Consider the following 15,481-nt stretch of genomic DNA (forward strand, 5'->3'; position numbering starts at 1 on the left):
GTTATTCCCTAATCCTGGGTGGCATCGGAGCCGCTGTCGCTGTCCATCTTCCCGTCTTTGCTGACAGTCGTGGCCGGATAGGTGTTCACACTCGTACCGTGCTTGCCCAGCTCTGCGGGGCTCAGAGTTCCGTCTTCACCCACCCATCGCCCTGTCTGGGTGTCGAGGTCAAGCCCTTCGTAGCGGAAGAGCGAGGGCCGGCCGTTACGCAGTGGGGCCATGCGACTCCATCCCCACGGGGCCGTAGAGGTGGGCACCGCGTTGCTCCGGGAGATTCCGGTCATCGTTGTCTCCTTCAATCGAATTCGGATTTTACCCCTCCACACATCAGGCGCTGTGCGAGGGCGGTAGGGAAGAGCCCGCCCCGGACGAACGAGGCGTCGGTAAGGGCGGGCCGTCTCAGGGGGACGCGTACTCCCCCATGACGCGCATCACAGAATCGACCTGCTCGCCGCATTGCGCGCGGTATTGCGCACGTTCAACTCCTCGCGTGCGGTGAGGGAAACGACGTTGCTGGACTCAACGCCCCACTCGACTCCTCCATTGACGGGGCGCAGGTGAACGCGACCGCCGAACTCCCCCATCACAACGCCGATCTTGCCGGACGTGCTGTCCCTGGCCAGATCGCCGACACCTGGTCCCGCCTGTTGGCTGCTCGCCATGACTGGAAAGTTACGGGGGGTGACCGACATCGACCAGACGCAAGACGCTGCACTTTCTATGACGGCTCGTCAGAAGTGCATCGTGTCAGTGCACTTAGCTGAATAGGCCCAGGTGGGTGCCGACTTCACGCATTTCCGTCGTGAGGGTGCGACGCTTTTTGGTGATCTCCTCGAAGGTGACAGCCGCCGACGCCTGGTGACGGAACCACTCAGGTGCGATCTCGTCCAACCGAGCGAGTGCTTCCATGGCGCCCGTCGCATCACCGGTGCGGACCTGGGCGCGTGCCAGGTCGAGGTGATAGCGGTTCCCGTCGTTGGTACTGGGCCCGCCGAGGCGCTTCCAGCTCTTCTCCTGCAGGTTCTCTTCGTCGCTGGATTTCCGGACAACGGCCCGAGCATCCCCGGCGACCATGAAGTCCTCCAGTTCCTTCATGGACGCCGTTACCGGACCGAACATCGACCAGTGGCGAAGAAGATTTTTGTGCGTCACCCCAACGGCCTTGGCTGCGGTGCCGGCGGCGCGACGGAGCGCCTTGGCCTCGTTGGGCCGGTTGTTCCTCGCTGCCGCAGCAGCCGCCTCCATCGCCAGACCACCCCATGTCGCGTATTCGTCCGGAGTGGCACCCCTGATCTTCGGTTCGACCAGATCCATGGTCGCGACGGCCACATCCTCGGCCTCGTCGAACCGCTCGGTCCGCATAAGCATCCAACACATCCCGCCGACGCCCGAGGCGGCGACGAGCTGATCACCGGCCGTCTTGGCGTCCGCGATGGCCTCCCGGATAGCCCCGTGAGCGAGGTCGTACTGGCGAATCTGGGTCAGGTACCGTCCAGCCAGTTGAAGGGCCTGGGAGCGCGCCACCAGGGCTCCCGCTCGCTGCTCGCCCGAGTCGTAGTACGCCACAGCGTCGTTGGCCGCATGAATGAGGGCCGGAAGGTCTGCGGCGACACTTCTGTAACTATCCCCGAAGTAAAGGACGGAATTGTCGTGCGTCATGCGTCGCAAGCGGCGGAGGTCTGGTTCCTCTCCAACACGGGAACCTGCGGGTTTCAGTCCGATCGCCGGCGTGAGCGCGATGCGTAGTTCGCGCAGGCTCAAGCTGTTGGGGTCGTCATGCTTGACCGGCTCGGGCGGCCCTGCCGCCATGAGGGCGGAAGTCGTGATTCCCAGGGCACGGGCAACAGTGTGAAGGGTCTCCATGCGTACCCCGTCGCCACCTTGTTCGATCCTGCGAACCGGCCCCACCGAGAGTCCGGCTCGATGCGCGAGTTGCTCCTGGCTAAGCCCTTTCGCGCGCCGGTATCGCCGTAGATTGTCCGCGAGTTCGTCCGACATGCGTCACCACCTCTCGCTGCCAGCGTACGACTTGCCGTGTACGGACTCGGCGTACCTGGACTGCCCTCGCGGGAAGCGGGTGCGGTCTCCGTCGCTGTTGCTGTCCGTGGTCCGCGAGAGGGAAAGATTTCCAACTCGGCGAAGAGGATTCGGGAAGTCTGTTCAGTAATCTTCGCGTGATTGCAACTCGACGGACCGCCATCCTGAACTGCATGTTCGAGTCTTGTCGACGAGGGCGAGGAGCACGGCCCACAGCCTCCTGGAGGTACCCCGGGACCGACCGGCACGTCTGGATGCGCGTCGAAGGCGTGGACCGTGAGTCGCGAGTCGTGAGTGTGGTCCCCCGGCGCTCCCTCGACACAAATGTGACGTGTACGCGCTCCGGTCCGGAAGTGCGTACACGCCACATGGGGGCCGGGGTCAGCGGAGGCGGGCCACCTGGGGGTCGTGGTCGCTCGCCTTGTCGGCGAACTCGGCGTTGATGTGGACGACGTCGTAGCCGGGCTTCTTGAGCGCCGGGCTGACGAGGATGTGGTCCAGGGTCTGCGAGTTGCCGTCGTAGACGTAGCTGTAGCGCTCGTTCTTCGGCAGCGTGCTCATCAGGTCCGTGAGGACCCTGCCCTTGGTGAGGGCGTCGACGGGCGGGGAGAACGGGAAGTCGTTCAGGTCCCCGAGGACGACGACCTTGGCCTTCCTGTCCTTGGCGAGCAGGCCGGAGACAAAGGTGTTGACCTCCTTGGCCTGGGCCAGGCGCTGGACCTCCGAGCTGAGGACCGGGGGCTGGAACCGGCCGTACAGGGGCTGGTCACCGCCCTTGGAGTTGAAGTGGTTGCCGATGACGAAGTACTGCTCGCCACGGAAGGTGAATTCGCCGACCAGCGGCTTGCGGCTGTTCTGCCAGGCGTCGGAGGTGGGGTTGATACGGCCCGGCGAGACGGACAGCGTGATGTCCTTGCCGTGCTTGCCCTTGGTGACGACCTCGACCGGGGTGGTGGCGTCGCCGCCCGCGTGGTCGACGAAACCGACACGCTTCGGGTTGAAGAGGAAGACATTGCGGATGTTGCCGCCCGGCTCACCGCCGTCCGTCTTGTCCTGGGGGTCGACGGAACGCCACTCGTACGCGGGGCCGCCGGCCGCCTTGATGGCGGCGGTGAACTTCGCGAGGGTCTGGTCGGCGCTGACCGTACCGTCGTCCTTGGCGCCGTTGCTGTCCTGGATCTCCTCCAGGCTCACGATGTCCGGCGTCGCGAGGTTCTTGACGATGCCCACGGCCAGCCGGTCGAACTTGGTGTCCGGGTCGGTCGGGTCGAGGTTCTCGACGTTGTACGTGGCCACCGAAAGCTCGTCGGACTTGGCCTTCTTGGTGACTTCCGGCTTGAGACCGCCGGACCTGACCGCGCCGATCGTGGTCGCCTGGAGGCTGTAGCCGCCGTAGTTGGCGTAGTCCAGCGGGCCGGAGGTCGAGCCGGTGAGCGTGTCACCGACGTTGGCCACAGGCGCACCGCCGGTGAGCGAGGTGACCAGCAGACGGCCCGAGTTCACATCGGCGTAGGAGCCGTAGAGGGTGCCGCCGCGAGGGGTCGGGTTCTGCCGGGGCTTGGTGGTGACAAAGGTCTCGCCGTACTCGTTGGACGCGCCCACCACCCGGCTGCTGCCGATGCGCACCAGCATGCCCTCGCGGGACTCCAGCCAGTCCAGGGCGTACTTCCCGGTCCGCAGCGGCAGCGGCTCGATGGTGCCGCCGTCGGCGTCCGGGGCGTACGTCTCGGGGAGCGTCCGCGCGTCGATCAGCTCGGCGGCGGGGATCCGGTTGCCGGAGGAGAGCACGGTGGTGGTCGGGCCGGTCAGTTCGGTGACGGACTGTCCGCCGGCGCTCGCGCCGCCCGGGTAGTACTCGCTGACCTTGCCGGAGACCAGGACCGAGTCGCCGGCCCGCACCTGCGGGGTGGCCGAGCCGGTGAAGACGAAGACGCCCTCGCTGGTGGCCGGGTCCTTGTCCGGGTGGGAGTCCTGGAACCAGAAGCCGCGCGAGGAGCCGGTGGAGCGGACTCCGGTCACCACGCCGGGCACATTGGCGACCGTCGCGCCGGACTTCGGCGAGAGCCGGGTGCTGCCCTGGATGTCATGGATGCGCAGCTCACCGGGGGTGGTGTCGGTGGGCGAAGGAGTGGGCGACGGCTCGTCGCCACCGCCGCCGGTGCCCGCGCTGTTACGGGGAGCCGGCGCGGACGCGGCGAGGTCGGCGGAGTTGTCGTCCGTGTCGCCGAGTGCCGCGTTCCTGCTCACGGAGGTGGTGTTGCCGGCGCCGGTGGCGGGCGCGGTCTCCCGGACCACGGCGGTGCCGAAGCCGACCAGGTCCTTGATGCCGGGGTCCGCCGCGCAGTCGGCGGCGGTGAGGCAGGTCAGCGGGGTCGTGGAGTGGACCAGTGCGACGGTGCCGCTGGTCGCCGACATCGGGATGGTCCCGGCGGCGTCCGGCGCCGGCAGGGCGGTGGTGCCGCCCGCGCCCTTGGACTCCTCGACGAGATAGCTGCCACCCGCAGGGATGGCGCCGGTGATCTCGGTGACCTGCCACTTGGAGCCAGAGGAGGGCGAGCCGCTGAGGTACTGCACGGACCAGCCGGTGAGGTCGAAGGCCCCGTCGCCGGAGTTGCCCAGCTCGATGAAGTCATTGGTGAGCGTGGCACCGGAGTTCCCGCCGCCGCCGTAGACCTCCGCGATGACCGCGTCCGGGGACGCGGCCTGAGCGTTGATCGGGAGCGCCAGAAGCGATCCGGCCAGGCCGACGGGGATGGTCAGGGCCAGGAACGTGGCCCGCCGGCCGCGCAGGGCCGAGGGTATCGATGGAGGCACGGTGAACTCTTTCTGTCGCGTGACATCTCGCGTGAATCTCTCGCGGGTTCCCTCGCGTGTCCTCGCGTGAATCATGTGGACGTGCCGTGCAGGAGCGGTGCGAGAGGGCCGGAAGTCGGCTCAAGATACGCGCGTAGATAGCGCGCCAACAAGAGGCGGACCGCTCCAAGGGGCAAGTGTTTCCCCGCTGTTCGCCGGATTTAACCTGGTTGGCGGAAGAGAGTGACGTCGAGCCGGACCGGAGCGCACCGAGTGACTCGCCACCGGCCTGGTCCTGAGCTGGACCTGAGCGGGCCGGAGCTGGGCCGCCGGTCAGCGCTTCCGGGCCTCGATGAGGAAGCGCCGCGAGTAGGCCACGAACGGGCCGTGGCGCTCAATGAAGTCGTGGAGCTCCGCCAGGCGGCCGATATAACCGTCCACGGTGAAGTCCGGGACGATCCAGATCACTTTGCGGAGGAAGTGGACCACGGCCGCGACATCGTAGAACTCCATCCGGAGTGCCTCCTGCCGGAGATCGACCACCTCCAGGCCCGCCGCCTCCGCGACGGATGTCGCGGCCAGCGGGCTGACGCCCGCCGTGGTGGCCGCCGGGCCCACGGGTGGATGAGCCGAGCCCGGCCGCGGCCCCGTCATGAATTCGGTCAGCTCGCGCACCGAGCCCGAGCCGACCTGCTGGGAGAGGTACGTGCCGTTCGGGCGCAGGACCCGCTGGATCTCGTCCCAGCGGGTGACCACCGGATGACGGCTGACGACCAGGTCGAAGTGATCCGGGGGAAAGGGCAGGGCGGCGGTGTCACCGACCTCGACGACCGAGGCGTCGAACTTGGCCAGGTTGCGCCGGGCGATCTCCACGTTCGGCTGCCACGACTCCGTCGCGGCCAGAATCGGCGGGGCGATCGGGACCGTGGCCAGCACCTCACCACCGCCGGTCTGGATGTCGAGTGCCGCCCCGGCCGCCGCCATCCGGCCCGCGAGCGACTTCGCATATCCCCAGGACGGACGCTGCTCGGTCGCACGACCGGTGAACCAGGAGAAGTCCCAGCCCTCCGTGGGGACGGCCGCACCTTCGGCGACCAGATCTTCGAACCTGGGCATGCCGTGAGAATGACAGACGCCGGAGTCGCCCGCACCGGAATTCCGGCTCCGGACAGGGCCTACGGGACCGGTGACCACGGGTCGGTAGAGTGGGCGAGTCGTCATCACGCCCGTACGGTGGGAAGCCGGTGCAAAACCGGCGCAGGCCCGCAGCCGTGAGCCGTCGTCACCGGCGGCGGACCGGACTGTTCCGTACGCGGTCGTGAGCGGCTCGTGCCATCGGAAACCGCCGGTGGCCGGCATCGTCGAGTTTTACGGGGCCGGAGTCTGGTGCCTGAGTGTGCCGGCGCCCGGCTCCCGCAGGAGAGGCCCAGCCCGCCATGACCACCGTCCGCCGCTGCGCAGCGGCGCTCGCCGCATCCGCCGTGCTCTGCGTGGCTGTCGCTCCGGCCGCAGTCGCGGGGGGCGATATGCCTCCCGCCGCCGCGCCTTCCCGGTCCGCCTCCTCCACCCCGTCCCCCTCGCCCGCCGCGCCGGAGGCCACCGATCCGCCGGAGGCCACCGCGACGCCCGCGCCGGTCGTGATCCCGCCGGGGCTGTACGGCGAGAGCGACCCGGCCTACGACGGTGTGTGGCGGCAATCACTCGCGCTGCTCGGACAGTTCACGGGTGGTGTGCGCCCCGCCGACCAGGCGGTGGCCTGGCTGAAGGGCCAGCAGTGCGCGAACGGCGCCTTCCCCGCGTACCGCGCCGATCCCGCCACGCCGTGCGACGCGCTGACGGCCGTCGACTCCAACTCCACCGCGGCCGCCGTCCAGGCGCTCTCCACGCTCGGTGGTCAACGCGTCCCCATGGACAGGGCGATCGAGTGGCTGAGGTCCGTCCAGAATGAGGACGGCGGCTGGGGCTACGTCCCCGGCACCCCCAGTGACACGAACTCGACCTCCCTGGTGGCGGGCGCCCTGACGGTGGCGGGAGTACGGCCCAGCTCGATGAGGTCGGCCACGGGGAAGAACGCGTACGACGCGCTGGTCGGTTTCGCCATCCCGTGCGGCGCCGGGACACCCGGCGCCGCGGCGACCGGCAAGGCTGCCGCCTCGGAAGACGCCGGAGCCTTCGCCTACCAGCCGGACAGATCCGGCCGGTTGACCGCCAACGCGGACGCCACCGCGGCGGCCGTCCTCGCCGGGGTCGGCAAACGCATGGTGACAGGACCGGTGGACGCGGGCCCGGCGCCGTCCTGCGTGACGACGAAGGACCTCGCACCGGAACGGGCGGCCCGCAACGCGGCCGCCTATCTGGCGGCGGCCCTCGCGAAGACCGGACACCTCGACCAGCCGCCGATGCCCGGCGCGGCCGACAGCGCTCCGGTGCCCGACCCCGGCAACACCGCGGACGCGATCGTCGCCCTGATGGCCACCGGATACGGGAACCAGGCCACCGGCGCCCTGGAGTGGCTGAAGGCGAACTCCGGCGCCTGGGCCCAGGAGAACGGGCCCGCCGCCTACGCCCAGTTGATCTTCGCCGCCCATACGTCGGGGACGGATCCGCGCAACTTCGGCGGTATCGATCTGGTGCAGCGGCTGAACGAGACCGGACCGGCGCCCAAGTCCGTCGCGTCCCCCAGCGCGTCGGCCGTCAGCGCGAGCGGCGCGGGTTCCGGCAGCGCGGTCAATGTCCTGTGGCTGGCGGGCATCGCCCTGCTCGTCTGTGTCGCGGCCGGCTTCCTGATCAGCGGTCGCAGGAAGCCGCAGCACCGGTGACCCGCCATCGGCTCGGCGCCCCGCTGCCTCTGCTCGTCTGCCTGCTCCTTGCCTCCGCCTGCCTCGCCCTCGTGTTCGGCGCCGGGACGGCCCGGGCGGCCGGCTACCGGTACTGGTCGTTCTGGGAGAGCGACGGCGGGAAGTGGACGTACGCCACGCAGGGCCCCGCGATGTCCCGGCCCGCCGACGGCGATGTCAACGGCTTTCGCTTCTCCCTGAGCGAGGACAACGGGGCCGCGGCCCAGCCCCGCAGGGCGCCGGGCTTCGACGCGATCTGCGGCGACACCCCGGCGAGGGACGGCGGCAAAAGGATCGCGGTCGTCATCGACCCGGGTACGCCCGCCGACGCGGTGGACGGCCGGACACCGCCCGCTCTTCGGGCGGAGTGCGCGCTGGTCGGCGAGGACGCGACCGCGGCGGAGGCCCTCGCTGCGGTCGCCAAACCGCTGCGCTACAACAGCGACGCCCTGCTCTGCGCCATCGCCGGGTATCCGGACTCGGGCTGCGGTGAGCAGGTGTCCGGTGGAAAGGCGTCGTCGGCGCCCGCGCGGAAGCCTTCCGAGGCCGCGCGTCCCGGCGAGGACGGAAGCACGGCGGAGAGCGCGGGAGCACAGGACGGCGGCGGGCCGTCCGTCGGTCTGCTCGCCGGCGGCGCCGCCGTGGTCCTGCTGGGCGCCGCCGGGTTCTGGCGGGCCCGCCGACGGCGCCCATGAGCCGCCTCGCGCCGTACGCGACGAGCCGCACGGCGGACCGCCGCACCCCGCTCCGCCGCGCGTTCTCCGCGCTGCGCCCGCCCGCGGCCGACCGGGGCAGCGCCCTGCACGCGGGCGCCTGGTGGCTGTGGGCGCTCGGGCTGGCCGTCGCCGCGTCCCGCACGACCAATCCGCTGCTCCTCGGGCTGCTGGTCGGGGTCGCGGGCTATGTGGTGGCGGCCCGCCGTACCGACGCGCCCTGGGCCCGCTCGTACGGAGCCTTCGTCAGACTGGGCCTGGCCGTCATCGCCGTCCGGCTGCTGTTCTCGGTCCTCCTCGGCTCGCCAATCCCCGGCGCGCACACCCTGCTGACCCTGCCCGACGTGCCGCTGCCCGACTGGGTGCGGGGCATACGCCTCGGCGGCCGGGTGACGGCCGAACAACTGGTCTTCGCGCTGTACGACGGCGCGAAACTGGCCGCGCTGCTGATCTGTGTGGGCGCGGCCAACGCGCTGGCCAACCCGGCCCGGCTGCTCAAGTCGCTGCCCGGCGCGCTGTACGAGGCCGGGGTCGCCGTCGTCGTGGCGATGACCTTCGCGCCGAACATGGTCGCCGACGTGATGCGGCTGCGCACCGCCCGGAGGCTGCGCGGCCGGCCGGCGGGCGGGGTCCGGGCGGTCCTCCAGATCGGACTGCCGGTCCTGGAGGGCGCGCTGGAACGGTCGGTCGCGGTGGCGGCCTCGATGGACGCCCGGGGATACGGCCGTACGGCCCAGGTCCCGCCCGTCGCGCGGCACACCACCACCACGCTCACCCTCGGCGGGCTGCTGGGCGTGTGCGCCGGTTCGTACGGGCTGCTCGCCGCGCGGGGCGCCGGATACGGGCTGCCGCTGCTCGGCGCGGGCGCCGTCGCCGCGCTGGCCGGGCTCTGGCTCGGCGGGCGGCGTTCCGTCCGTACGCGCTACCGCCCGGACCGCTGGGGGGCGCGCGCCTGGCTGGTCGCCGGTTCCGGCGCGGCCGTGGCGGCGCTGATGATCCGGGCGGGCGGCGCCGATCCGGAGGCGCTGCACCCGGGCGTCGTCCCGCTGGTGGCGCCGGCGCTGCCGCTGTGGCCGGCGGCCGGCGCCCTGATCGGCCTGCTGCCCGCGTTCGTCGCGCCCGTACCGAGGCACGCGTCCGGGGCCCCGGAGCAGGATTCCCGGGCCGCGGCCCCCGCGTTGAAGGAGACGGCTCCGTGATCCGCTTCGAGCAGGTGTCGGTGGTGTACGGCGATGCCCGGACGCCCGCGATCAGCGGGATCGACCTCACCGTGCCGGAAGGTGAACTGGTGCTGCTCGTCGGCCCGTCCGGGGTCGGCAAGTCGACCCTGCTCGGGACGGTGTCCGGCCTGGTCCCGCACTTCACGGGCGGCACCCTGCGCGGTCGTGTGACCGTCGGCGGCCGTGACACCCGCACCCACAAACCGCGTGAACTCGCCGATCTCGTCGGCACGGTGGGCCAGGACCCACTGGCCCATTTCGTGACGGACATCGTGGAGGACGAGCTGGCGTACGGCATGGAGTCGCTGGGGCTCGCTCCCGATGTGATGCGGCGCAGGGTCGAGGAGACGCTCGATCTGCTGGGCCTGGCCGAGCTGCGTGACCGGCCGATCGCCACGCTCTCCGGCGGCCAGCGGCAGCGCGTCGCGATCGGTTCCGTACTGACACCGCATCCCCGGGTGCTGGTGCTCGACGAACCGACCTCGGCGCTGGATCCGGCGGCGGCCGAGGAGGTGCTTGCGGTACTGCAACGGCTGGTGCACGACCTCGGGACCACCGTCCTGCTGGCCGAGCACCGGCTTGAGCGGGTGGTGCAGTACGCGGACCAGGTCGTCCTGCTGCCGGGCCCCGGTCAGGCCCCGCTCGTCGGCCCCCCGGAACGGATCATGGCGGTGTCGCCGGTGTGTCCGCCGGTGGTGGCGCTGGGCCGGCTCGCCGGATGGGATCCTCTGCCGCTGTCCGTACGGGACGCGCGGCGCGGCGCGGCGGGGCTGCGGCAGCGGCTGGCCGGGACGGCACCCGGGGCGCCCGCGGCCGGGCCGACCGGGCCGCCGTCGTCGGCGCCGGTGCCGGTGCCAGTGCCGGTGCCAGTGCCGGTGCCGGTGCCGGTGCCGGTGCCGGTGCCGGTCGCGAGGAGTGCGCGGCCGGGGCCGGACACGGCGCGGGGGCGGCGCGGCGCGCGTGGTGTGTTCGCCGCGTTCCCGGGCCGCCGCGCGGCGGCGCGTGTCCCCGGAGCGACCGGCCCGGTCATGGCCGGGGGTGCTCCGGGCGGCGGGGCGGTCGGCGCCGAACCGCTCGCCGTCGTCAGGGATCTCGTCGTACGGCTCGACCGGACGCAGGCGCTGCGCCGGGTCTCTCTCACGGTCACGCCCGGTGAGACGGTCGCGCTGATGGGACGTAATGGCGCGGGCAAGTCCACCCTGCTCAACACCCTGGTGGGAATGGTCGAACCGGCCTCGGGCTCGGTCCTGGCCGGCGGACTCACCCCGCACCGCACCCCGCCGCGCGAGCTGGTCCGCGCGGTGGGTCTCGTACCGCAGGAGCCGCGCGATCTGCTGTACGCCGACACGGTCGCCGCCGAGTGCGCGGCGGCGGACGGCGACGCGGGCGCGCCGCCCGGCACCTGCCGGGCGCTCGTCGGCGAACTGCTGCCGGAGGTGCCGGACGCGACGCACCCCCGCGATCTGTCCGAGGGGCAGCGGCTGGTGCTGGCGCTCGCCGTCGTCCTGACCGGCCGGCCGCCCCTGCTGCTTCTGGACGAGCCGACGCGCGGCCTGGACTACGCGGCGAAGGCGCGCCTCGTCGGGGTGCTGCGGGCACTGGCGGCCGGGGGCCACGCGATCGTCCTGGCGACGCACGATGTCGAACTGGCCGCGGAGCTGGCGCACCGGGTGGTGATCCTGGCCGACGGCGAGATCGTGGCGGACGGCCCGACGCCCCAAGTGGTGGTCTCGTCCCCGGCCTTCGCACCGCAGGTGGCGAAGATCCTGGCCCCCCAGGATTGGCTGACGGCGGCTCAGGTCCGGGCGGCGCTGGCGTCCGGCACCGGCGGGATGCCGGGCGACGGCGTACCGGACAGCCGGAGAGCGGGCGGCCCGGCGGCGGGTGGTCCCGGATGACCGCCGGCGGCGGGGAGACAGCGGCCCGTGCGGAGACCACGGGCGGTACGGAGGCCACCGGCAGCAGGGGGAACGCGTCCGCCGGCGCCGCGCGGGCGCGCCCGGTGCGGCTCGGGCCGCGCTCCGTCGTCGCTCTCGTCCTGATCAGCGCGATCGGTGTGGTCGCCTTCGGCTGGCCGCTGCTGGCCGACTCCGCGTCCGGGCTCGCGCACTCGCGGGACGCGCCCTGGCTCTTCGCCGTGCTGCTCCCGCTGCTTGTGGCCGTTGTCGTCGCGACGATCGCCGACTCCGGGCTCGATGCCAAGGCGGTCGCGATGCTGGGGGTGCTGGCCGCCGTCGGCGCGGCGCTGCGCCCGCTGGGCGCGGGCACGGCGGGGCTGGAGCCGATGTTCTTCCTGATGGTGCTGAGCGGCCGGGTGCTCGGTCCCGGATTCGGTTTTGTGCTGGGCTCGGTCACGATGTTCGCGTCCGCGCTGCTGACCGGCGGGGTCGGTCCCTGGATGCCGTTCCAGATGCTGGCGATGGGCTGGTTCACGATGGGCGCGGGCCTGCTGCCGGGACCTGAGCGGCTGCGCGGGCGCGGTGAGCTGCTGATGCTCTCGCTGTACGGAGCCTGCGCGGCCTTCGCGTACGGCACCGTCATGAACCTCCAGGGCTGGACGTATATCGGCGGGCTCTCGTCCGGCGTCTCCTTCCGGCCCGGCGATCCGGTCCACGAGAATCTGGTCCGCTTCCTGGCGTACTGCGCGGCGACGTCGTTCGGCTGGGACCTGGGACGGGCCGTGCTCACGGTCGTCCTGACGCTCACGATCGGTGCCACGCTGCTGAAGGCGCTGCGCCGGGCCACGCGCCGGGCGGTGTTCGAGGCGGCGGCCACCTTCGAGGATTTGCCGGGCGGCCGGGAGGGCTGAGGGCGCCGTCGCCTCCGTACGGCGCCCGGCCGCGCCGTACGCGCGCTATCCGGTCTCGCCCGCCACTCCTCCGGCCGGAACGGCAGGCCCGGCCCCGTTGTCACTCCGGCCGCCCTCCCCGCCCTTCTCGCCCTTCGGGAACGGGTCGGACTTCACCCGCGCCGGCGGCAGCAGCTTGCGCGGGCCCGCGAGTACGTAGGTCAGTGCGAAGCCCGTGCCGACCACGGTCGCGCCGCCCACCGCGTCCAGCACCCAGTGATTGGCGGTGGCGACGATCGCGCTCACCGTGAAGAGCGGGTGCAGCAGGCCGAGCAGCTTCATCCATGTCTTCGGCGCCAGGATCAGGATCACCACACCGCACCAGAGCGACCAGCCGAAGTGCAGTGAGGGCATCGCGGCGTACTGGTTGGTGACCGCCGTCATCGCCCCGTAGTCCGGGTTGGCCAGGTCCTGCGGGCCGTGCACGGTGTCGATGAAGTCGAGGCCCGGCATCAGCCGCGGTGGCGCGAGCGGATAGAACCAGAAGCCGATCAGCGCGAGGACCGTGGCGAAGCCGAGCGAGGAGCGCGCCCAGCGGTAGTCCGCGGGACGGCGTACGTACAGCACACCGAGGATCGACAGCGGCACCAGGAAGTGGAAGGACGTGTAGTAGAAGTTGAAGAAGCCCTCGGCCCACTTCGCGTTCACGACCGCGTGGTTGACCCAGCGCTCGATGTCGATGCCGAGCGCCCGCTCCACGGTCATGACCTGGCGGCCGTGTTCCTCCGCGGCCTCGCGGCCGCCCGTCGCGGCGAGCCGGATATGGGAGTAGACCGAGTATCCGACGCGTATGACAAGCAGTTCGAGCAGCAGGTTGGGGCGGCTGAGCTGCCGTCGCCAGAAGGGCGCCAGGGGCACGGCGCTCCAGCGCGCGGGCACGGGCCGCGCGTACTCGGTCGGCACCGGTCTGTCGAAGTACGGAGAGGTACGCGGCAGGAACGGCACGACGCACGCCGCCGCCAGCGCCGCTATCAGCGGCACGTTCTCCCGCAGGGGGTACAGCACCGTCATGTTCGGCAGCAGCATCCTGCCCGGCAGCGTCATCACCAGCACCACGACGGCCGGCCACACCAGCCGCTCCCTGGCCCGGACACCGACCCGGCCGACAAGCGCGAGCAGCACCCACAGGAGCTGGTGCTGCCAGGCGGTCGGTGAGACCGCGACCGCGACACAGCCGGTCAGCGCGACGGCGAGCAGAAGCTGTCCGTCCTCGGCGTAGCGGACCGCGCGCCGCAGGCCGACGACGGCCACCGTGATCGCCAGGACGCCGAAGAGCGCGATCTCCAGGGGCCCTTCCAGGCCGATCCTGAGCAGCGCCCCGTGCAGGGACTGGTTGGCGAGGCTGTCGGCGCGCTCGCCGAGGCCCGCGCCCGCCACATGGTGCACCCAGTACGTCCAGGAGTCCGCGGGCATGGCGGCCCAGGCCAGCGCCGTGCAGGCGGCGAAGGTCCCGGCCGCGCTCACAGCGGCCTTTCTGCGGCCGGTCAGCCAGAGGAAGGGAGCGAAGAGGAGAACGGCGGGCTGGAGGGCCGCGCCGACACCGATGAGGACGCCGGAGCCGCGTTCAGCGCGGACCACAAAACAGCCGAGCAGCACCACCAGGACGGGGATGATGCTGGTCTGGCCGAGATGGAAGCTGTTGCGCACCGGCAGGGACAGCATCAGCAGACTGATCGCGACGGGCGCCGCCAGCAGTCCGGTACGGCGCGAGACGCGGCCCGGCAGGGCGCGGGCCGTCACCAGGCCGAGAGCGACGACAAGCAGCAGTGTCCCGAAGGTCCACGCGATGCCGAGGCTCCGTTCCGCCGAGCGTGCCAGCGGTTTGAGGACCAGGCCCGCGAACGGCGTACCGGTGAACAGCCCGGTGTCGTACAGCGAGCCCGTCACATGCAGGACGCCGTTGTCCCCGATCCAGGTCTCCAGATCGGTGAGCCTTTCACCGGGCGGCTGCCGCAGCACCGCCGCCGCCTGTCTGACCGCCAGCACGGCGGCGACCAGCCAGAGAACCGCGCGGGTCCTGCTGAACCCGCTTCCCGCGGTACCCGCCGCCGCTCCGCCGTGCACGCTGTGCTCCGCATTCACCACGCCGCGCCGACCCTCCGTCCGAAACCACCGTCCTTGGGGCATAGAGCCTCGCACTGCCCCTTCGGGAAGACTCAGGCAACCCCCTCTTCGCCTGACTGTCATCCGCGTTTTGTCTCAATGCCCATGACATCCGGCGGAAACGGGCTCCCGGCCCGGATCGCGCGTCGCGCTTCCCTGGCGCGGCGGGGCGACTAGGATATGTTCCTCGCGGGAACTAACTCGGCACACGAGAGGCCCTCATGTCCCAGGAGCAGTGGAACGCGGTCGACCGCTATTTCACCGATCAGCTCGTCCCGGCCGACGACGTGCTCTCGGCGGCCCTCGCCGCCAGTGACGCGGCCGGTCTGCCCGCCATCAACGTCGCTCCGAACCAGGGCAAACTGCTGCATCTGCTGGCCCGTGTCCAGGGCGCCCGTACGATCCTGGAGATCGGCACACTCGGCGGCTACAGCACCATCTGGCTGGGCCGCGCGCTGCCCGAGGACGGCAGGCTGGTCTCGCTGGAGTACAACCCCGTGCACGCGGACGTGGCCCGCGCCAATCTGGCGCGCGCCGGACTCGACAAGATCGCCGAGGTCAGGACGGGCCCGGCGCTGGAGTCGCTCGCCGATCTCGCGGCGGCGGGCGCGGGCCCTTTCGATTTTGTCTTCATCGACGCCGACAAGCCCAACAACCCGCACTATCTGGAGTGGGCGCTGAAGCTCACGCGTCCGGGCAGCGTCATCATCGGTGACAACGTCGTACGGAACGGCGCGGTCGTCGACGCGGACAGCACCGACCCCTCGGTCCGGGGCACCCGGCGTCTGATCGAGCTGATGGCGGGCGATCCCCGGCTGTCCGCGACCGCGATCCAGACGGTGGGCAGCAAGGGCTACGACGGTTTCGCGCTGGCCCGCGTCAACTGACGGGTTGTGGCACGCGTACGGAGGCGGCGGGCCGTCCCTTGCC

General features: G+C 71.4%; 12 protein-coding genes. 6 read left to right on the forward strand and 6 right to left on the reverse strand.

What is annotated here, in order from left to right:
* Positions 1-8: 8 nt before the first annotated feature.
* The 5 genes from tgmA to ABZ707_RS02455 all read right to left on the reverse strand — a co-directional run bounded on the left by tgmA (position 9) and on the right by ABZ707_RS02455 (position 5,946).
* Positions 9-284, reverse strand: coding sequence for a putative ATP-grasp-modified RiPP (gene tgmA, locus ABZ707_RS02435; RefSeq protein WP_360166380.1), 276 nt, complete (start codon positions 282-284; stop codon positions 9-11).
* A gap of 147 nt (positions 285-431) precedes the next feature.
* Complete coding sequence (locus ABZ707_RS02440) at positions 432-662, reverse strand: hypothetical protein (RefSeq protein WP_360166383.1); 231 nt, start codon at positions 660-662, stop codon at positions 432-434.
* Positions 663-756: 94 nt separating this feature from the next.
* The gene (locus tag ABZ707_RS02445) at positions 757-1,998 is read right to left on the reverse strand and encodes a helix-turn-helix domain-containing protein (protein WP_360166386.1); all 1,242 of its coding nucleotides are present in this window, start codon (positions 1,996-1,998) and stop codon (positions 757-759) included.
* A 420-nt stretch (positions 1,999-2,418) separates the two neighbouring features.
* A complete protein-coding gene (locus tag ABZ707_RS02450) occupies positions 2,419-4,851 on the reverse strand; it encodes an endonuclease/exonuclease/phosphatase family protein (RefSeq protein WP_360166389.1) in 2,433 nt (810 codons plus the stop codon).
* Positions 4,852-5,163: 312 nt separating this feature from the next.
* A complete protein-coding gene (locus ABZ707_RS02455; protein ID WP_360166392.1) occupies positions 5,164-5,946 on the reverse strand; it encodes a class I SAM-dependent methyltransferase in 783 nt (260 codons plus the stop codon).
* Between the two features lie 320 nt (positions 5,947-6,266).
* Here ABZ707_RS02455 and ABZ707_RS02460 point away from each other — a divergent pair, with 320 nt between their 5' ends.
* Genes ABZ707_RS02460 through ABZ707_RS02480 form a run of 5 tightly spaced genes read left to right on the forward strand, consistent with a single transcriptional unit; the run spans position 6,267 to position 12,409 of the window.
* Entirely contained in the window at positions 6,267-7,649 is a 1,383-nt protein-coding gene (locus tag ABZ707_RS02460; protein ID WP_360166395.1) for a prenyltransferase/squalene oxidase repeat-containing protein, read from the forward strand.
* Positions 7,646-8,362 carry an SCO2322 family protein gene (locus ABZ707_RS02465; protein ID WP_360166398.1) on the forward strand — a complete coding sequence of 239 codons (717 nt, stop codon included), beginning with the start codon at positions 7,646-7,648 and terminating at the stop codon, positions 8,360-8,362. Before ABZ707_RS02460 ends, ABZ707_RS02465 begins: the two co-directional genes overlap by 4 nt.
* Positions 8,359-9,579: an energy-coupling factor transporter transmembrane protein EcfT gene (locus ABZ707_RS02470; protein WP_360166401.1), complete on the forward strand. Its 1,221-nt coding sequence runs from the start codon at positions 8,359-8,361 to the stop codon at positions 9,577-9,579. The genes ABZ707_RS02465 and ABZ707_RS02470 overlap by 4 nt, the downstream gene beginning before the upstream one ends.
* Entirely contained in the window at positions 9,576-11,498 is a 1,923-nt protein-coding gene (locus ABZ707_RS02475; protein WP_360166404.1) for an ATP-binding cassette domain-containing protein, read from the forward strand. Before ABZ707_RS02470 ends, ABZ707_RS02475 begins: the two co-directional genes overlap by 4 nt.
* Entirely contained in the window at positions 11,495-12,409 is a 915-nt protein-coding gene (locus tag ABZ707_RS02480; RefSeq protein ID WP_360166407.1) for an ECF transporter S component, read from the forward strand. Before ABZ707_RS02475 ends, ABZ707_RS02480 begins: the two co-directional genes overlap by 4 nt.
* Positions 12,410-12,454: 45 nt before the next feature.
* On the opposite strand, the gene ABZ707_RS02485 is transcribed toward ABZ707_RS02480, so the two are convergent.
* Positions 12,455-14,533 (reverse strand): bifunctional glycosyltransferase 87/phosphatase PAP2 family protein, encoded by a 2,079-nt coding sequence (locus ABZ707_RS02485; protein ID WP_360166410.1) that lies wholly within the window; start codon positions 14,531-14,533, stop codon positions 12,455-12,457.
* A gap of 239 nt (positions 14,534-14,772) precedes the next feature.
* Here ABZ707_RS02485 and ABZ707_RS02490 point away from each other — a divergent pair, with 239 nt between their 5' ends.
* The gene (locus ABZ707_RS02490; protein ID WP_360166413.1) at positions 14,773-15,438 is read left to right on the forward strand and encodes an O-methyltransferase; all 666 of its coding nucleotides are present in this window, start codon (positions 14,773-14,775) and stop codon (positions 15,436-15,438) included.
* Positions 15,439-15,481: the final 43 nt, after the last annotated feature.

It is taken from the genome of Streptomyces sp. NPDC006923 (genome assembly GCF_040635655.1).
GTDB lineage: Bacteria > Actinomycetota > Actinomycetes > Streptomycetales > Streptomycetaceae > Streptomyces.